Origin of the sequence: Bradyrhizobium huanghuaihaiense (assembly GCF_007830635.1) — a bacterium.
Lineage (GTDB): Bacteria > Pseudomonadota > Alphaproteobacteria > Rhizobiales > Xanthobacteraceae > Bradyrhizobium > Bradyrhizobium huanghuaihaiense.
Map to the genome: position 1 here is coordinate 16,667 of NZ_VLLA01000008.1, position 18,427 is coordinate 35,093.

16 protein-coding genes are annotated in these 18,427 nt (G+C 65.2%); 8 read left to right on the forward strand and 8 right to left on the reverse strand.

The window, feature by feature from the left end; translation table 11 throughout:
- Positions 1-111: 111 nt before the first annotated feature.
- Together IQ16_RS17750 and IQ16_RS17755 are read left to right on the forward strand one after the other, a co-directional pair.
- The gene (locus tag IQ16_RS17750; RefSeq protein ID WP_018645927.1) at positions 112-831 is read left to right on the forward strand and encodes a ribonuclease activity regulator RraA; all 720 of its coding nucleotides are present in this window, start codon (positions 112-114) and stop codon (positions 829-831) included.
- 75 nt (positions 832-906) lie between these two features.
- On the forward strand, positions 907-1,998 hold the full coding sequence (locus IQ16_RS17755) for an SMP-30/gluconolactonase/LRE family protein (protein WP_018645926.1): 1,092 nt from the start codon (positions 907-909) through the stop codon (positions 1,996-1,998).
- A gap of 200 nt (positions 1,999-2,198) precedes the next feature.
- Here the strand turns inward: IQ16_RS17755 and IQ16_RS17760 are convergent, their stop codons facing one another.
- Entirely contained in the window at positions 2,199-4,304 is a 2,106-nt protein-coding gene (locus IQ16_RS17760) for a S9 family peptidase (RefSeq protein WP_018645925.1), read from the reverse strand.
- A 214-nt stretch (positions 4,305-4,518) separates the two neighbouring features.
- Between IQ16_RS17760 and IQ16_RS17765 the strand changes: the two genes are divergently transcribed.
- Together IQ16_RS17765 and IQ16_RS17770 are read left to right on the forward strand one after the other, a co-directional pair.
- Positions 4,519-5,955 carry an MBOAT family O-acyltransferase gene (locus IQ16_RS17765; protein ID WP_018645924.1) on the forward strand — a complete coding sequence of 479 codons (1,437 nt, stop codon included), beginning with the start codon at positions 4,519-4,521 and terminating at the stop codon, positions 5,953-5,955.
- Entirely contained in the window at positions 5,955-7,064 is a 1,110-nt protein-coding gene (locus IQ16_RS17770; protein WP_018645923.1) for a hypothetical protein, read from the forward strand. Before IQ16_RS17765 ends, IQ16_RS17770 begins: the two co-directional genes overlap by 1 nt.
- Positions 7,065-7,241: 177 nt before the next feature.
- Here the strand turns inward: IQ16_RS17770 and IQ16_RS17775 are convergent, their stop codons facing one another.
- The 3 genes from IQ16_RS17775 to IQ16_RS17785 all read right to left on the reverse strand — a co-directional run bounded on the left by IQ16_RS17775 (position 7,242) and on the right by IQ16_RS17785 (position 11,248).
- Positions 7,242-8,429 (reverse strand): pyridoxal-phosphate-dependent aminotransferase family protein, encoded by a 1,188-nt coding sequence (locus tag IQ16_RS17775; protein WP_018645922.1) that lies wholly within the window; start codon positions 8,427-8,429, stop codon positions 7,242-7,244.
- 105 nt (positions 8,430-8,534) lie between these two features.
- Complete coding sequence (locus IQ16_RS17780) at positions 8,535-9,257, reverse strand: thermonuclease family protein (RefSeq protein WP_018645921.1); 723 nt, start codon at positions 9,255-9,257, stop codon at positions 8,535-8,537.
- A gap of 263 nt (positions 9,258-9,520) precedes the next feature.
- Positions 9,521-11,248 (reverse strand): hypothetical protein, encoded by a 1,728-nt coding sequence (locus IQ16_RS17785; RefSeq protein ID WP_026312452.1) that lies wholly within the window; start codon positions 11,246-11,248, stop codon positions 9,521-9,523.
- A gap of 424 nt (positions 11,249-11,672) precedes the next feature.
- Between IQ16_RS17785 and IQ16_RS17790 the strand changes: the two genes are divergently transcribed.
- On the forward strand, positions 11,673-12,524 hold the full coding sequence (locus IQ16_RS17790; RefSeq protein WP_018645919.1) for a caspase family protein: 852 nt from the start codon (positions 11,673-11,675) through the stop codon (positions 12,522-12,524).
- Between the two features lie 276 nt (positions 12,525-12,800).
- Here the strand turns inward: IQ16_RS17790 and IQ16_RS17795 are convergent, their stop codons facing one another.
- From IQ16_RS17795 to IQ16_RS46315, 4 genes are all read right to left on the reverse strand, one after another.
- Positions 12,801-13,694, reverse strand: coding sequence for an efflux RND transporter periplasmic adaptor subunit (locus IQ16_RS17795; protein WP_020608023.1), 894 nt, complete (start codon positions 13,692-13,694; stop codon positions 12,801-12,803).
- A 186-nt stretch (positions 13,695-13,880) separates the two neighbouring features.
- Positions 13,881-14,060: a hypothetical protein gene (locus IQ16_RS17800; RefSeq protein WP_018645917.1), complete on the reverse strand. Its 180-nt coding sequence runs from the start codon at positions 14,058-14,060 to the stop codon at positions 13,881-13,883.
- Between the two features lie 60 nt (positions 14,061-14,120).
- The gene (locus IQ16_RS17805; RefSeq protein ID WP_018645916.1) at positions 14,121-15,245 is read right to left on the reverse strand and encodes a lactonase family protein; all 1,125 of its coding nucleotides are present in this window, start codon (positions 15,243-15,245) and stop codon (positions 14,121-14,123) included.
- Positions 15,246-15,368: 123 nt separating this feature from the next.
- Positions 15,369-15,506, reverse strand: coding sequence for a hypothetical protein (locus IQ16_RS46315; protein WP_018645915.1), 138 nt, complete (start codon positions 15,504-15,506; stop codon positions 15,369-15,371).
- Between the two features lie 190 nt (positions 15,507-15,696).
- Between IQ16_RS46315 and IQ16_RS45145 the strand changes: the two genes are divergently transcribed.
- The 3 genes from IQ16_RS45145 (at position 15,697) to IQ16_RS17815 (ending at position 18,350) form a co-directional block, all read left to right on the forward strand.
- A complete protein-coding gene (locus IQ16_RS45145) occupies positions 15,697-15,873 on the forward strand; it encodes a hypothetical protein (RefSeq protein ID WP_018645914.1) in 177 nt (58 codons plus the stop codon).
- A gap of 96 nt (positions 15,874-15,969) precedes the next feature.
- On the forward strand, positions 15,970-16,092 hold the full coding sequence (locus IQ16_RS47305) for a hypothetical protein (protein ID WP_018645913.1): 123 nt from the start codon (positions 15,970-15,972) through the stop codon (positions 16,090-16,092).
- 158 nt (positions 16,093-16,250) lie between these two features.
- On the forward strand, positions 16,251-18,350 hold the full coding sequence (locus IQ16_RS17815; protein ID WP_018645912.1) for a methyl-accepting chemotaxis protein: 2,100 nt from the start codon (positions 16,251-16,253) through the stop codon (positions 18,348-18,350).
- Positions 18,351-18,427: the final 77 nt, after the last annotated feature.

Sequence of the window (18,427 nt, forward strand, 5' to 3'; positions counted from 1 at the left end):
CGATGCGAAGCATCGAACCCGGAACCTCGAGATTCTCAGGTGCGCAATTGCGCACCGTAGTTCACTCGCTAACGCGAGCGCCCCGGAATGACGAAGGAGAGAGTTCAGCCAATGCCCAAACTATCCGAAGCCACCCGCAACAAGCTCAAATCCGTCTCCACCGCCACTGTCGCCACCGCGCTGTTCAAGCGTGGCCTGCGCATCCAGATGATCCAGGATGTGCACCCGGTCGGCGCGGACCAGCCGACCATGGTCGGCGAGGCCTTCACGCTGCGCTACATGCCGGCGCGCGAGGATCTCAACACCATCGACGTCTTCAGGGATCGCTCCCATCCGCAGCGCAAGGCGGTCGAGGACTGTCCGCCGGGCGCGGTGCTGGTGATGGACAGCCGCAAGGACGCGCGCGCGGCCTCGGCCGGTGCGATCCTGGTGACGCGCTTGATGAAGCGCGGCGTTGCCGGCGTCGTTACCGACGGCGGCTTTCGCGATTCCGTCGAGATCGCCAGGCTCGGCATTCCCGCCTACCACCATCGCCCCTCGGCACCGACCAATCTGACGCTGCACCAGGCGATCGAGATCAACGTCCCGATCGGCTGCGGCGACGCGCCGGTATTTCCCGGCGACGTCATCCTCGGCGATGCCGACGGCGTCATCGTCATCCCCGCCCATCTCGCCGACGAGATCGCGAGCGAGACCTTCGAGATGACCGCGTTCGAGGATTTCGTCACCGAGGAAGTCGGCAAGGGCCGCGGCATTTTCGGTCTCTATCCGGCGACCGATCCGCAGACGCTCACCGATTTTGCGGCATGGCGGAAGAAGAACGGCCGCTAGAACCGAGACGAACTCGCATCAAGACATGAGCCGGCGCATCAGGCGCCGGCCTTTTATCGAGCAGGGAGGACTTTGATGAATTTCACACGACGCAATCTCATGGCCGGCGCCGGCGCGGCGGCTGCTTCCACGTTGCTCGCCCGCGCCGTCGGCGCCCAGCCGTTCGCGTTCACGCCGAACCAGCGTTATCCCGATCCCGCCGTCCAGATCCTCGATCCGAGCTTTGGAGAATACCGGCTCTATTCCTCGACGGTCGAGCAGGTCGCGACCGGCATGCGCTGGGCCGAGGGACCCGCCTATTTCCCCGAAGGCGGCTATCTCCTGTTCTCCGACATTCCCAACAACCGGATCATGAAGTTCGACGAGAAGACCGGACAGACCAGCGTGTTCCGCGCCAACGCCAATTACGCCAACGGCAATGCGCGCGACCGCCAGGGCCGCCTCGTCACCTGCGAGCACTCCGTCACCCGCCGCATCACCCGCACCGAGAAGGACGGCAAGATCACCGTGCTCGCCGACCAGTTCGAGGGCAAGCGGCTGAACGCGCCGAACGACATCGTGGTGAAGTCCGACGACAGCATCTGGTTCACCGATCCGCTGTTCGGCATCAATGGCGAGTGGGAAGGCAAGAAGGAGAAGGCGGAGCAGGCCACCACCAACGTCTACCGCATCGCCAAGGACGGCAAGATCAGCGCCGTGCTCACCGACCTCGTCAACCCGAACGGCCTCGCCTTCTCGCCGGACGAGAAGAAGCTCTATGTCGTCGAATGGAAGGGCACGCCCAACCGCAGCATCTGGAGCTACAATGTCGGCGACGACGGCTCGCTCGGCGGCAAGACCAAGCTGATCGACGCCGCCGACCAGGGCTCGCTCGACGGTTTTCGCGTCGATCGCGACGGCAATCTCTGGTGCGGCTGGGGCTCCAACGGCGCGCTGCAGGGCGAACCGACCGACATCGGTGGCCGCAAGGTGTTTCAGCTCAGGGGCAAGTCCGAAGACCTCGATGGCGTGATGGTGTTCAATCCCGAAGGCAAGCCGCTCGCCTTCATCAAGCTGCCCGAACGCTGTGCCAATCTCTGCTTCGGCGGGCCGAAGAACAACCGGCTCTATATGGCGAGCAGCCACTCGGTCTATGCGCTCTACGTCGAGGCGCACGGGGCGGTGTGAGGTGTTGGTAGGGCGGTAACTCGCCCCACAACCCCATTGTCGTCCCGGGGCGCGCAAAGCGCGAGCCCGGGACCCATAACCAAAGGGAGTAGTTTGGCGAAGACTCGGAGTTAGCAGCTTGCGCCGCAACTACTCCCTGTGGTTATGGGTCCCCGCCTACGCGGGGACGACGAGATGAATGTGTGGCTACGCGGGAGCTCTTACACCCCGGCCTCCGCCATCCCCGCCGCCCACAGCGCGAACGCGTAGACGATCGCGACTTCGTCGAGTCGGTCGAACCGTCCCGACGCACCGCCATGGCCGGCGCCCATGTTGGTGCGCAAGAGAACCGGGCCGCCGCCGCTCATGGTCGCGCGCAGGCGCGCGATCCATTTGGCGGGCTCCCAATAGGTGACGCGCGGATCGGTCAGCCCGCCCATTGCGAGGATCGCCGGATAGTCCCTCGCCGCGACATTGTCGTAGGGCGAATAGGACAGGATGGTACGAAAATCCTTCTCGCTCTCGATTGGGTTGCCCCATTCCGGCCATTCCGGCGGCGTCAGCGGCAGCGTGTCGTCGAGCATGGTGTTGAGCACGTCGACGAACGGCACCTCCGCGACGATCCCTGCGAACAATTCGCCGGCGCGGTTGGCGACCGCGCCCATCAGCATGCCGCCGGCCGAGCCGCCATGGCCGACGATGCGCTTGGCGCTGGTGTACTTCGCATCGATCAGCGCGCGGGCGCTGGCGGCGAAATCGTCGAACGAGTTGGTCTTCTTCTCGCGCTTGCCGTCGAGATACCAGCCCCAGCCCTTGTCGGCACCGCCGCGGATATGGGCGATGGCGTAGACAAAGCCGCGGTCGACCAGCGACAGGCGGTTGGCGTTGAACGAGGCCGGCATCGCCATGCCGTAGGAGCCGTAGCCGTAGAGCAGCAGCGGTGCGGTGCCATCGAGCTTGAGCCCGCGGCGATGGAGAATCGAGACCGGCACCTCGGCGCCGTCCTGCGCCTTCGCCATGATGCGCGTGGTGACGTAGTCGGCGGCGTTATGGCCTGACGGGATCTCCTGCCGCTTGCGCAAGGTACGCGTGCGCTTGACCATATCGTAGTCGTAGACTTCCGACGGCGTCGTCATCGACGAATAGGCAAAGCGCAGATTCGTCGTCTCGAATTCGTAGGAGCCCATCGTATCCAGCGAATAGGCCGCCTCGTCGAAGGCGATCGCGTGCTCGTCCTTTGTCGCGAGGTCACGGATCACGACCGATGGCAGCGCATTGGCGCGCTCGAGCCGCACCAGATGGCCGGCATAGAGATCGAGGTCGATGATGTAGATGCCGGGCCGATACGGGATCAGGTCGCGCCAGTTCTTGCGTTCGGGCGAGGCCAGCGGCGCCGTAACGATCTTGAAGTCAATGGCGTCATCGGCGTTGGTGAGGATGAACAGCTCGTCGCCGCGGTCGGCGAGCGAATATTGCACGCCTTCCTCGCGCGCCGCGACAAGGCGCGGCGGCGCCTCAGGGTTTGCGAGATCGATCAGCCGCTGCTCGCTTGTCTCGTGGTCGCCGCCCGCGATTACGCAGAACCGGCCGCTGGTGCTCTCGTGCAGATGGGTGAACCAGCCGGCATCCTGCTCCTCGTAGACCAGCGTGTCGTCGGCCTGCTTGGTGCCGAGCTTGTGCCGCCACACCTGCATTGGCCGGTGGTTGTCGTCGAGCTTCACATAGAAGAAGCTCTTGCAGTCCGCGGCCCACACCACGCCGCCGTCGGTCTCCTCGACGAGATCGCCGAGATCCTTGCCGCTTCCCCAGTCACGGACGCGGATCGAAAAATATTCCGAGCCCTTGGTGTCCGCGCTCCAGGCCTGCAGCTTGTGATCATACGAGTGCCGGCTGCCGCCGAACTTGAAATATTTGTGGTCTTTTGCGAGCGCATCGCCGTCGAGCACGATCTCGCCCTCGCCGCCGTCGCGCGGCATGCGGCCGAACAGCTCGTGCTGGCCGCCCTCGCGGAACCTGCGGAAATAGGCGAAGGGGCCGTCCGGCGACGGCACGCTGGAATCGTCCTCCTTGATACGTCCGCGCATCTCGCCGACCAGAGTCTTCTGCAGGCTAGCGGTATGGCCGAGCAGGCTCTCGGTGTAGACGTTCTCCTCGTCCAGGTATTTGCGGATGTCGGGATCGAGGACTTTGGGGTCGCGCAACACCTCCTGCCACTTCTCGTCCTTCAGCCAGGCATAGTCGTCGGTCACGGTGATCCCGTGCCGCGTGAGGGAATGCGGCCGGCGCGGGGCGACGGGGGGCTTCGAAGGCGTCTTGGCTTGTGTCACTCGGTCCTCATCATCTCTCATTCGCGGAGAGAGGCCCCTCACCCGGCCCCGTAAGCGGGGCGACGGGGAAGGAACAGGCTCGCCGCATTCCACTTATATCGTCGCGCTTTCGCGAATTGCCAGCGCGGCCGTTTCGATGCCTGCGCCAAGTCGCCGGGTTGTTGACCCGCCCCTTGTATGCTTTAGGGCTATACCCCCGCCGCCGGTCCAGCCGATGCTGTTCAATTCCTACCCGTTCATCCTGCTGTTCTTGCCGGTCGTGCTGGCCGGTTATTTCTGGCTTGGGCGGCGCAGCAATCTGACCCCGGTGATCTGGCTGGCGCTGGCTTCGATCGCCTTCTATGCGATCGGCAGCTGGCAATTCGTGGCCCTGCTGCTGCTCTCGATCGCGTTCAACTATGGCGTCGGTCATCTCCTCATCGTGGCGAAACTCGGCCCGGCGCAGCGAAAGGCGGCGCTCGCGCTGGGTGTCGTTGGCGACCTCCTCGTGCTCGGCATCTTCAAGTATGCCGGCTTCGCGACCGAGAACATCAACGCTTTGCTCGGCACGCATGTTGCGATCCATATCCTGCTGCCGGTCGGCATCTCCTTTTATACGTTCACCCAGATCGCGTTCCTCGTGGACGCGTATCGCGGCCAGGTCGCGGCCTATGCGTTGCCGCATTACGCGCTGTTCGTGACCTACTTCCCGCATCTGATCGCGGGGCCGATCCTCCACCACAAGGACATGATCCCGCAATTCGAGCGGGAGGACGCCAAGCATCCGCATGCGCATCTGATCCTGTGCGGGATCATCATCTTCGCGATCGGCCTGTTCAAGAAGACCTGCCTTGCCGACGGCATTCAGCCCCTGGTCGCGCTCGCCTTCGAGGCGCGCTCGCCGAGCTTCGACCAGGCCTGGCTTGGGGCGCTCGCCTACACGTTCCAGCTCTATTTCGACTTCTCCGGCTATTCCGACATGGCGATCGGCATATCGCTGATGTTCGGCATCTTCCTGCCCATCAACTTCAACTCGCCGTACAAGGCTTTCAGCATCGTCGAGTTCTGGCGGCGCTGGCACATGACGCTGTCGCAGTTTTTGCGCGACTATCTCTACATCCCGCTCGGCGGTAACAGGCGTGGCCGCGTGCTGCGCTATGTCAATCTGATGATCACGATGCTGCTCGGCGGGCTCTGGCACGGCGCGGCCTGGACGTTCGTGGTGTGGGGCGCGCTGCACGGCGCCTATCTCTGCGTCAATCACGCCTTCAACGCGCTGGTGCCGAACGTTCCGGCGTTGCTTGCGCGCCCGGTCCGTATCGCCGGTGCCGTGCTGACCTTCTTCGCCGTCGTCGTCGCCTGGGTATTCTTCCGCGCCGAGAGTGTCGCCTGGGCGCTGCGGGTTCTGCATGCGATGGCTGATCCTGCGAATATCGTCTTCGGGCGCGAGGAGATCGCGGCGCTGGTGCAGGTCACGGTCTATGCCGCGCTGGTGTGGCTGGCGCCGAACACGCAAGACATCATGGGCTACGATCACGGCAATCGCCGGGTCGGCGAAGCCTTGCTGGCAGGGCGCGTGCGACCGCTGGCTCTCTCTGCGGCGTCGCTGGTGCTCGCGTTCGGCATCCTGGGCATCCAGAGCCACAGCGAATTCATCTATTTCCGGTTCTGATGCGCACATCGTTCACCAGCCTGAAACGTCTTCTCCTCGCGAGCATCGTGTGCCTGTTGGGCGCAGCAGTGCTCACCTACGTCGTCGATCCCCTGCAGCTGTTTCGTCCCTCGCGTCTCATGGCGGCGTTCTACTCCGACGACACGCGCGTGCAGAATGCCGGGCTGATCCGCAGCCAGTCGTTCGACACCGCCTTCATGGGCACCTCGCTCGCGATCCATTTCCGTCAGAGCGACATCGACCGGGTGCTCGGCGTCCGCTCGCTGAAGCTGGCGATGACCGGTTCCAATTCGCGCCAGCAGGCCTTCGTGCTGGGGCAGGCGATCGACCGCGGCGCCCGACGCGTGATCTGGGCGATGGACGATTTCAGCTTCGTCGATGCGGCCGATATCGAGGCCGATCCCTATCTGTCCGTCGATCTCTATCGCGGGACGGCCAGGGGGATCGCGTCCTACGTCTTCAGTGCGGCGATGGCGAAGGAGTCGCTGTTCACGGTGATGCGGTCTGTCCCGCCGCTGCGCGAGCCTCTGACCCGAGCGGCGCCTTATCTTCCCGTCAAGTTCGCGCTGGAGGATGTCGACGACATCTACGCGCTGCCGCGGAATTTCGACGTTGCGCGAGACTACAATGCAAAGAAGACGCTCGCCGCCTTCGCCTACATCACCGCCCCCGCGCGCAGCCGTTTCCTCGGCGAAGGCTATGGTTATGAGGCCATGGTCCGACATTTCGAGCAGGACGCCGTCGGTCTCATCACGCGCCATCCGGACGTGACCTTCGAAGTCTACTTCCCGCCCTATTCGATCCTGCAATTCGTCGCCATGCGCGATGCCTCACCCGAGACGCTGAAGATCGTCACCGATCTCACGGCGCATATCGCGCAGCGATTGACGCAGCTGCCCAACGTACGCCTGCACGATTTCCGCGCGGTCAAGGCGGTGACGCATGACCTCAACAATTACAGCGACGTCATCCACCACTCGCCGGTGGTGGACGCGATGGTGCTGAAATGGCTGAGAAGCGGGGAGTATCGCGTCGATCCGAGGACGCCGCTCGCCTCGCTGGATCAGTTGAAGGCGCAGGTCGAGGCCTATCGCGTGCCGCGGCCGTAACCAAACCTTCCGCTGTCGTCCCGGACAAGCGAAGCGCAGATCCGGGACCCATAACCCCAGGGAGGAGTTTGGCGAAGACTTGCGGTTAAAGGGTCTTCTCGTGGTACGCACACCATGCGTCACTGATGGATCACGCGGTATGGGTCCCGGCCTTCGCCGGGACGACAGCGGCGGCTGCTACGCCGCTACCTCTTCACCGAGATACGACACCGCCGCCTCGAGCCCGCCCTTGCCATGCGGGATCTTCAGCGCGTTGAGGCCGATCTCGATCACCCCTAACGTGCCGAGCAGCATCGGCGCGTTCACATGGCCCATATGGGCGATGCGGAAGGCTTGTCCGGAGAGGTCGCCGATGCCGGTGCCGAGCACGACTCCGCACTTGTCCTTGCAATAGCGTTGCAGCACCGCCGGATCATGGCCGTTGTTCATGGTCACCGTGGTCACGGTGTTGGAGCGCTCACTCGCCTCCGCAACGTTGAAGCCGAGCACCTGGCCTTCCGACCACATCGCAACCGCGCGGCGCGCGGCTTCGCCGAGCAGGCTGTGGCGGCGGAAGGCGTTTTCCAGCCCCTCCTCGTGCAGCATGTCGATCGCCTTGCGCAGTGCGAACAGCAGATGCACGGGCGCGGTGCCGGCATATTTGCGATAGTTCTCGGTGCCCTCGCGCTCGCTCCAGCTCCAATAGGGCGTCGACAGATTGGCCTTCTTCTGCATCTCGAGCGCGCGCGCATTCGCCGCGACGAAGCCGAGGCCGGGCGGCGTCATCAGGCCCTTCTGCGAGCCGGACATCGCGACGTCCACGCCCCATTTGTCCATCTCGAACGGCATGCAGCCGAGCGAGGCGACGGTGTCGACCATATACAGCGCGGGATGGCCGCTCGCCTTGATCGCCTTGCCGATCGCCTCGATGTCGTTCTGCACGCCGGAGGCCGTGTCGACCTGCACGACGACGACGGCCTTGATCTTGTGCTCCTTGTCGCGGCGCAGGCGTTCCTCGACCTCGTGCGGCCGCACCGCGCGGCGCCAGTCGCCCTTGAGCACCTCGACCTCGGCGCCCATCAGCGCTGCGGCATTGCCCCAGCCGATCGCGAAGCGACCGCTCTCCAGCACCAGCACCTTGTCGCCGCGCGACAGCACGTTGCTCAGCGCCGCTTCCCAGGCGCCGTGACCGTTGGCGATGTAGATGTAGGACTTGCCCTTGGTCGCAAACAGCTTCGAGATGTCTGCGAGCAGCGTATCGGTCAGCTCGTGCATCTCTTTGGAGTAGATGTCGATCGCCGGACGATGCATCGCCCGCAGCACCTCGTCGGGCATCGTGGTGGGCCCGGGGATGGCCAGAAATTCCCGGCCCGCGCGAACGGTCATTGCTGTCGGTCCTTGTTGCTTGAGAACAGGATGGTATCGCTGATTCACACTTTTACGTGGCGCTGGGAGCCAAGAAAAGCCCGGAAAACGCAGGTCTGAACTGGGTTATCTCTTGGTCTCGCGGCAGCCGGCGGCTTCCGCTTCCTCCACCGAGCAGAACCAGCGGGTGCCCTTGCTGATCTTCATCTTGATCTGGGTGTACCAGCGGCTGGTCGGCTGGTGATAGATGCACTCGCCGGCGGTGTTGACGTTGCCCTTGATGGTGCAGTCGGGCGAGGGCGCGACCGGCCCCGAGGCCGAGGCCAGCAGCACGGCATGCGCGCCGTCCGGCGGCTTGGTGGCGCCCAGGATGGCGGTCTTCTTGTTGCGCACGCGCCAGTCCCAGGGCGCGATGAAGGCGCCCTGCCACATGCCGGCCTTGGCCTCGCGTGCCGCAGCCTCGTCGGGCTCGTAGTCCTTGGAGACGCGGGTGTAGGCCAGTGCCCAGCCGTTGCGCACCAGCCATTTCTGGATGTCCTCGCCGCCGACCTCGCAGCGCGCCACGGTGCGGCCGCGCCGGTCGATCGCGCGGGTGTGGCAGACCCAGGTCTTGCCTTCCGTGTACTTGGCGAGCTCCTCGCGCGCGGCCACGCCGCAGGTCCAGCGCTCGCTCTTGGTGTTGAGACAGAGCTGGTCGGACGACGGCGCGTCGATGCCGCCGAGCCGGATCCGCGTGTTGCCGATCACGATGGAATCGCCGTCGCGGACCTTTGCCGTGCCGGTGATGTCGGCGGCCTGGGCGAGCGACGGGACGAGCAGGGACAGCGCAATCAGGAATTTTCGCAACATGCCGGTCCGGGTGTTCAGGACAATCTCGATAAGCCGCGCGATTGTGGTCGGCTTTTGGCCACTCGGCCAGCTTATGCCTAACAGTTGGGCTTTCAACTTCCTGTCATTGTGGGAGGTCTCGTGTCCCGGACGCGGTGCGGCGTGTAACGCCGCTCCGCAGAGCCGGGACCCAGAAAGTTGCGAGCGTCGGTCTTGGCATGGGCCCCGGCTCAGCAGCGCACCGCTGAAGAAGCGCTGCGCTGCGTCCGGGGCACGAGACCGAGTCACCCCCGCGCCATCGCCCGCTTCGCCACCGCCAGTCCCATCAGCACAAACGCCGAGGTCACCTCCGGGCCGCCGACCAGGATCCGTGTCGGCGTCTTCATCTTGTTCCATTCATAGGCGCGGAACGGGCCGCGGCGGCCGCCTTCGCCGAGGCTTGCGATGATGACGTTCAGTGCCGGCGCAAAGGCACGCGGGTCGGCGCCGAGATGGCCGAGCGCGATCAGCGCCAGCGCGGCGTCGAACACGTTCATCTCCGCGGCCATCAGCTCGCCCTTGACGTAGGAGAGCACGCGGTGACGGATGAAATCGAAATCGCCGTCGGGATCGATCGCCGCCTGCGCCGCCAGCGGCAGCGCAAGGAACGCAGCATAACAGCGGCCGAAATAGGCGCTGTAGAGCTCCGGCAGATAATAGATGTGCGAGCGCGGATTGCCGAAGGCGCCGCTGGCGGCGAGCCGCTTCTGGAAGCCGATGATCCGATGCACGGTCGCGAGCCGCGCCGGTGTTTCCAGGATCTTCCAGCGCGTCAGATTGCGAAAACTCACCTCGAGAATGTCGAGATTGAGCGTCGGATCGAGATCGTTGCCATAGGGCCGCTCGCCCTTGAGATTGTCGATCCAGGTGGCGACGCCGCCTTCATAGTCGATGTTGTCATTGAGCGGCACGGTGACGCGCGGCGCGTTGACGCCGGCACGCACCTGATAGCCGCTGTAGAAGTCGAGCAGCGGCTGGTCGATGATCGCATCAAGGCAGCCGGCCTGCGTCGCCGCCGAGATCGAGCACGCCGTGGTGTCGCAATCCGGCACATAGATGCCGAAGCCGAGTTCCTGCTTGATCTGGGCAAAGAAGCGGGAGAAGCGCGGATGCGGCGCCGGCGCCAGCGCCGTGATGACGTTGAAGCGCGCACCGTCCGTGCCCTCGACCTCTTCGCGGCTGATATTGACGCAGAAATCGACCATGTCGGCGATGGCGCGCTCCGCCGCCGTCTTGTCCGCTGGCGAGGCGAGCCCGGTCTCGACATAGCCGAGCAGCGCCTCGATGAAGAACGCATCGTAATAGGCCGAGCGGTGGCGGATCTGCACCGGCTCCCACATCGGCTCGGCGATGCCTTTCCAGGGCGGATTGACTACGGCCCGCGCGTGCGAGCGCGCGATGAAGACGCGCGCGAGGTTGAACAGCAGCGAGGAGTTCTTGTAGCCGCGCGCATTCAGTCCCGTCAGCGCCATGATCAGCTCACGGCCGCGGACATCAGGGTCGCCGATCAGGTTGAAGGCGGCGTAGGTCGGCAGGAAGCCGTTCCGGCGGTACGAGCCGAGCAGATGCTGCGCGCAGTCGCGGATCACGCCGTCGATCTCTGCGGTCTGCGGCATGGTGCCGGTGAACATCGCCGGCGGCGGCTTCGGGTGGTCGAGCGCGATACTGTCGACGAGATCGGCCACGGGCTGGCCGACCGCCGCCCAATCCGGCTCGGCATCATCGCGGGCGCGGGCGAGGGCCTCGCGCAGCCGGGTCAGCTTCGCCGCGTCGCGCAGCTCGGGCAGTCCGGCCCGCCGCAGCAGCATCCGCAATGCGGGATTGCCGAGCGCGGTCTTGTAGAACTTTGCCAGGTGCGGATCGCCGCTGGCGCTGGCCGCCAGCACGGGATCGCAGACCTCATAAAGCGAGGGGCCGTCCTTCCGCGCCGTCAGCGCCCGGCAGGCGGCGCCGGCAAAATAATGAAAGCTCATGAAATACCTGGTCGCGGGGCCTTGCGCGGAAGCGGCGAGCGCGCGCACCCGACCGCCCGCCGCCCCCTGCAAGTCTTTGAAAAACTACCCGGATTCGCAGGAAAAACAAACGTGACTGATGTCACGGAATTAACCGGCACGGAGCCTGCATGATCAGTCCCCGGGTGCTTACGGGGATGCCACAAATCGAGAAAATCGGCCTGGAGAATTAACCAATAACTTCAGTGACTTAGTTCAAATTTTGGACGATCTATTGCTCGGGGGGCGATATCCGGTTAAGGGTTTGTTTGGTGCGGCGCCGCAAATTGCGCGCAATTCGGGGGCACTCCCCCGGCCAATCCCTCAAACCTAAAGACGCTATCGCGCTACTCAAACAGTGTGCGCGCGCTTGGCTGGTCTTTGGCACTGACAGGAATGAACCGAGATGAATGTAAGGCAGCTCGACATTTCCCGACGCACCATCGCGGTGGCCGCAGCCCTCATCGGCACGGTCTCGCTGGTGATCGGCGCGCATGCTGCCCTCAACATGCGTGCGCTCGATGCCGCCAAGGCCGTTACCACCGACCAGATCACCGGCTCGATCGGCCAGACCTCGCGCCTCGCGCTCGTCATCGGCAATGGACATTATCCCGACGCCAGCGCGCCGCTGACGCAGTCGATCAACGACGCCCGCGCGCTGTCCTCGTCGCTGCGCAAGAGCGGCTTTGACGTCGACATGGTGGAAGACGCGACCAAGGACGACATGGTGCGCGCCGTCAATCGCCTGAAGTCCCGGATCAAGCGCGACACCGTCGTCATGCTGTTCTTCGGCGGCTTCGGCGTGCAGGCGGGCCGCGAGAGCTACATGCTGCCGGTCGATGCCGTGATCTGGAAGGAAAGCGACGTCCGCCGCCACGGCGTCTCGATCGAGGGCGTGCTCGAGATGATGAAGGAGCAGGGCGCCAAGGCCAAGCTCGTCGTCGTCGACGCCTCCCGCCGTAACCCCTACGAGCGCCGCTTCCGTTCCTACAGCCACGGCCTCGCGCCGATCAGCGCGCCCGACAATGCGCTGATCCTCTCCTCGGCCTCGCCCGGCAAGGTCGTCGACGACGGCAAGGGCGAGCACAGCGTGCTGGTCGGCGAGCTGCTCGGCAATCTCAATGCTCAGAGCGGCAGCGCAGAAGCCGTCTTCAACAAGACCCGCGTCGCCATCTCCCGCGCCTCCGAAGGCGGCCAGGTCCCGACCGTTTCGTCCTCGCTGCTCGAAGACGTGCAGTTCGACCAGGCCGGCGGCTAGTTTTTCTCGGCAACCGTAGCTCTCGTAGGGTGGGCAAAGGCGCAAAGCGCCGTGCCCACGATCTTTCCAGGATTTCGATAGAAGACGTGGGCACGCTTCCGCCGCCGCTCTTCGAGCTATGGCGGACAAGTCGCTTTGCCCACCCTACGATAGCCGTGCCTTGGCGCACGTCTGCCTCCACACCGTCATTGCGAGCGTAGCGAAGCAATCCAGAATCTTTCCGTGGAAAGACTCTGGATTGCTTCGTCGCTTCGCTCGCAATGACGATCGTGGCTGCTACTTCCCCGCTTCCGCGCTCGCCATCGCCGGGCGCACGGGGTCGCCTTCGCGCAAGAGCGCGCCGGCGCGGGCGACGACGACGTCGCCTTCATTGAGGCCGTCGCGGACCTCGATATTGCCGCCCGACATCAACCCGATCTCGACGCGCTTGGTCTCGACGCGGTTGCGGCGGATCACCTGCACTACGGTGCCCGCGGACGAATATTGCACGGCGGTGAGGGGGACTGCGACGTTGCAGCTCTGGCCGGTCTTGATCAGCGCGCGTCCGCTCGCGTTCAGCAGCAGCCGCTTCTGCGAGGAGATGCCGATATAGACCATGCCTTGCTGGATGTTCGGCTCGACGGTCGGCCCGATGCGGCGCACCTTGCCCTCGAGGTCGCCGGCGCCAGCGATACGCACGGTCGCGGGCTGATTGACGGCTAGCTTGCGCATGTCGGTGGTCGCGACCAGGCCGACGAGATCGTATTCGCTGCGCGCTACGATGGTGAACAGCGCCTCGCCCTTGGCCGAGGCGAGATTGCCGATCTGCGCCGTGGAGGTCGCGATCACGCCCGCCACGGGCGCCGTGACCTGAAGCGTGCCGCCTTCGGGCAGCGCGAGGCGGGCCAGCACCTGGCCGGCCGTGGTGGTATCGCCGGCTTCCGCCAGCACCTCGGTCACCTTCAGGCCTGGGCGTTCGGGCCGCACCGAGGTTTCCTCGCGCGCGATGATGGTGCCGGTGGCCTCGACGATGTCGGAGAAGCAGGATTTCGCGACCTTGAGCACCGTGACCGCCGGCCCCTTGGGCGTGTCGTCATCGGCGGCAGGCGCGCCTTGCACGCCGAGGACGAATACTCCGGCGATGGCGGCGGGAAACAGGCTTCGAACGACGGAGCGGGGCAAATGACGCATTGGAAATTCCACGGGGGCGATGCCTCCAACCGATAGCAGATGGCGGGAGCCCGGACTACGGCAGCGTTGTCCCAGAGCGGGATGCCACGCCGCCCGGGCTGGCGCGGCAAGTCCTTGATTAGTCGCGGAATTGGGAAACAGGTTCGCTGCCGACCGGGCCGGCCCCACGGGGCCAAAGGGGACGGCTCAGCTCCGGCGATCGCCGAGCAGCCTGCCGGTGGAACGGTCGATCAGGTGCAACCGCGTGCAGGCCGGGCAGGGGACGGACACGTGCGTGCCCTCGGCTGGCGCGTCGCCGAGCCGATGCTGCACGTTCATGCCGGTCTGCGGGCACTTGAAGAGGATATGGCGGTCCATGACCGCCATATGATGGCAATGCCGGGGCTTCCGAAATTACGGATGATTACGTAGGTCGGTCGCAGCCCCTCACGGCAGGCTCAAAAACTCCACCCAGTTCGGCTTCTTGCCGGTGGGGTAGGACTTCAGCTTCGCCAGCGCGCCGCTCGACTGGTCGATCGCATAGACCGTCATGCCGTCGGAGAGCTCGCCGACCGCGGCAAGGTAGCGCCCGCTGGGATCGATGTTGAAGCCGCGCGGCTGCTTCTCGGTCGGTACGCTGCCGATCGTGGTCAGCTTGCCGGTGGCCGCATCGACCTTGTAGGCGGCGATCGTGTTGGTGGTGCGCTCGGAGGCGTAGAGGAAGCGCCCGTCAGGCGTGATGTGGATGTCGGCGGCCCAGGGTTTTCCAGTGAAGCCTTCAGGCAGAGCGGTGGTGCGCTGGATCTCGTCCCATGCGCCGCTCTTGGCCTCATAGTTGAACGCGGCGACATCGCCGTTCAGCTCGTGGAGGAGATAGACGAACTTGCCGTTGGGGTGGAATACGAAGTGCCGCGGCCCCGATTTTTCCGGCACCTTGTAGACGGGGGGATCGCTCGGCGTGAGCGCACCGGTAGTGGGCTCGAACGCAAAGCTCAGCACCTGGTCGGAGCCGAGATTGGTTGCGAACACGAAGCGGTTGTCGGGCGAGGGCAGGAAGGCGTGTGCGTTCAGCCCGGTCGGGATCACCTGGGTCGGCGCGGCCACCACGCCGTTCGCTCCGAGCGGATTCACCGCAACCTTGTTGCCGCCATAGGAGGCGCTGAACAGCACCTTGCCGCCGCGGTCGGTGGCGATGTTGGCCATGCTGTCGGCGAGCGGTCCGTTGCCAATATGGCTGAGCTGGCCCGTCTTTTGGTCGATCGAGAAGCTCACCGCCTGGAATGGCTGCGAGCGGACGCCGGCAATCAGCACGCGGTGGTCGGGCGTGATCGCGAGCGGCGTCGAGGAGCCCGGCTTCTCCACACCGGTGAAAGCGGCGGTCTGCACCGGTGTCATCTCGCCGTTCTCGGCCAGCTTGAACACGCTGATGTCGTTGCTGTCGGCGTTGCCGACATAGGCGAAGGTCTCGGCCATGCCGGCACGGGCTCCCAAGGTGAGGGCAAGAAAGGTGAGAGTGGTGGCGACCGCAGCGCGGGGTGCTCTGGCTGCGATGCGGCGGGTCGGACTCGACATGGGCGTTCTCCTCGGGACCAGGTGTTGTCGTTTTGCCGGAGAGGATAGCGGGCAGCCGGTTGCCGCACCAAATTCCAATTGAGATTGATCGATACCGAAATTGTATCGGTCGCACGGGTGTGGCTATCGCACCGCCGCCGTCAAATTGCGGGAGGGCAGATGCGGGCCGGCCGGGCGGTCCGGCGGCCCGAGCACGGTCCACACCGCGACCGCGAGCAGGGTGCAGGTCAGAAGCGTCCAGGCGACCAGTCGTTTTCGCATCAGGCCAATTTCCCTCTGAGCAAGTCCCCTCTGAGCAAGTCCCCTCTGGGCAAGTCCCGTCGTCAAATGCATGCGGCGACGCACGCGGGTACATCGTGCACTGCAACGGGCGACGCTTCTATGAACTCGTTCACAGGCGAGAACAGCGCGGGCGCAAGCGAACCAATGCCGCGCACAGGCATTAACCGATATGCCCCGCGAAAACGATCTCGAAGGCAAGCCCGACATGGGCGGCAAGCACGGCGGTCAGGCCGGCCAGCCCAGGCTGCCGCCGCGCCCACACGAAGGCCCGCGTGACGAGGATGTCGTGGCAAAGCGCCACACCGGTGAAACCGATCGCAGCCCCCCGCCGACCAAATCCAAATAGCGCCTCGCCCGCGCTGAACGCGCGTCAGGAACGGCAGCCTCGCCTTGTCGTTACCCTGATCCCGCAGGCGAAGGACACCAAAACGGAGGGTGGCACGTGTTTTGGATTTATTGGGACACCGCCTGGTCGATCATCATCAGCGGCATCATGTTCACGACCATCGTCACGCATCCCGACGCCGAGTTCGCCGAGATCCGTGCCGCCAAGCAGATGAAATGAGCCGGTCCCGCTTCAGGCTTTCATTTCCGTAGCTCGGTCTCCGTAGCTTGGTCTTGGCCGGCTCGCCCCCTGTGGGCAGGGAGCGCATTTGGTGAACCAATTCTTAGGGGGCGACCGGTATTTTTCTGCATCTTTTCCGCAGAGGCCCGGCGCTCCCAATGGCATTGTTCGGCAATCCCTCCATTCGTTCCGTTCTCGGCGCCATCATCGGCGTCCTCGGCCTGTTCCTGGTCGGGCAGCTCGCGACCGGTTTGTTGGGGGCTATTGAGCGCAACGGCGCCGCGCAGAAGGTCGAGCGTTTCGCCAGCACGGACCAGCAGCTGTTTGCGACCCTGCTCGGCTTCCGGCTCGAACGCGGCACCTTCCTGTCGGCGCTGGTCGCGGACGCGCCGGCCAATGCCAACGCCGATAACCGCATCGCCACCAACCGGCAGTTGTCGGAAGCCGCCTACAAAAGCGTGCTCGAGCGTCTCGATGGCGTGGCCGATCCGCGCCTCGCCGCTGCGCTCGGCAAGCTCGTTGCGATCCATGACGCGCTCGTGCCGCTCCGGCCCAAGGCGGAGGCCGCCATTCACCAGACCAAGGCGGAGCGTGATCCGAAGGTCGGCGACGAATTCCGCAAGGCCGCGCAGGACTATCTCGACGGCATTCTGGCCCTGACCGCCGAGCTCGAGAACGCGCTCAAGCTCACCGATCCCGTGGTCGATCATCTGCTCGCCGTGAAGCAGTCGGCCTGGGCCGCACGCAATTTCGGCGGCCTCGTCGCCATCCGCCTGGAAGCTGCGGCCGCGAGCGGCAAGCCCTGGAGTGCTGCCGACATGGTCGGCGCCGCCGAGGATACCGGCCGCGCCAAACAAGCCTGGAGCCAGGTGCTCGATGCAGCCGCGCGCGCCGATGCGCCGGCAAGCCTCACCGACGTCATCGCGCGCTCGAAGCAGGGCGAGGCCGCGGCCATGGCCGAGCGCCAGCAGGGCTTCATCAAGGCGCTGAGCAACAACCAGACCATCGACATCAAGATCGAGGATCTGTCGAAGCTCAATACCGCCATCCTCAATTCCAGCGTCGAGGCCGGGCAAGCCGCGCTCGCCGAGATGGTCGCCCGCGCCGGGCAGCAGATGACATCGGCGAAATGGAGTCTCGCGCTCAACGGCGGCATGATGCTGGTTGCGCTCGCCATCACAGTGTTCGGCTTCATCCTCGTCAACCGCCGCGTCAGCACGCCGATCCGCAAGATGACGCAGGCGATGCGCCGCCTCGCCGAACGCGACTATGCGATCGAGCTCGCCGGCATCGAGCGCGGCGACGAGATCGGGGAGATGTCGCGCGCGGTGGCCGTGTTCAGGGAGAACATGATGACCGGCGACCGCCTCGCCGAGGAACAGGCCGCCGAGCAGGCGAAGAAGGAGCGGCGGCAGCTCGCCGTCGAACGGCTGATCGAACAGTTCGAGAAGACCGTGACGGAATCGCTGCACACGCTCGCCTCGGCCTCAGGCGAGCTGAACGCCACCGCGCAGTCGATGTCGTCGACCGCCGAGCAGGGCTCGTCCAAGGCCGCCTCGGTCGCAAGCCTCTCGAGCGATGCGTCCTCAAACGTTCAGACGGTTGCCGCCGCCACCGAGGAGCTCTCGGCCTCGATCAGCGAGATCAGCCGTCAGGTCGCCGAATCCTCCAGCATTGCCGGTGCCGCTTCGGCCGAAGCCGACCGCACCAATGGCGAGGTGCAGGCGCTGGCCGATGCCGCGCAGCGCATCGGCGACGTCGTCGCGCTGATCACCGGCATTGCCGAGCAGACCAATCTGCTCGCGCTCAACGCCACCATCGAGGCCGCACGCGCCGGCGAAGCCGGCCGCGGCTTTGCGGTGGTCGCATCCGAAGTGAAGAACCTCGCCACGCAGACCGCGAAGGCGACCGAGGAGATCACCGGCCAGGTTGCCGCGATCCAGGGCGCGACCCAATCCTCGGTGACCGCGATCCGGTCGATCGGCTCCACCATCCAGCGGGTCAACGAGATCGCAGCCGCGATCGCGGCGGCCGTCGAGCAGCAGGGCGCTGCGACGCGCGAGATCGCGCGCAACGTGCAGCAGGCTTCGCAAGGCACCAACGAGGTCTCGCGCCACATCTCCGGCGTCTCGCAAGCCGCCGGCCAGACGGGCGCTGCCGCCGGCGAGGTGCTGGATTCCGCAAAAATGCTGGCGCGCCTGTCGGATGATCTCAAGCGCGACGTCGACCGCTTCGTCGGGGATCTCCGGGCGGCGTAGTTTCCGACGGTCTCGTGCCCCGGACGCTGCGCAGCACGAAGTGATGCGCTGCAGAGCCGGGGCCCATGCCGAAGCAT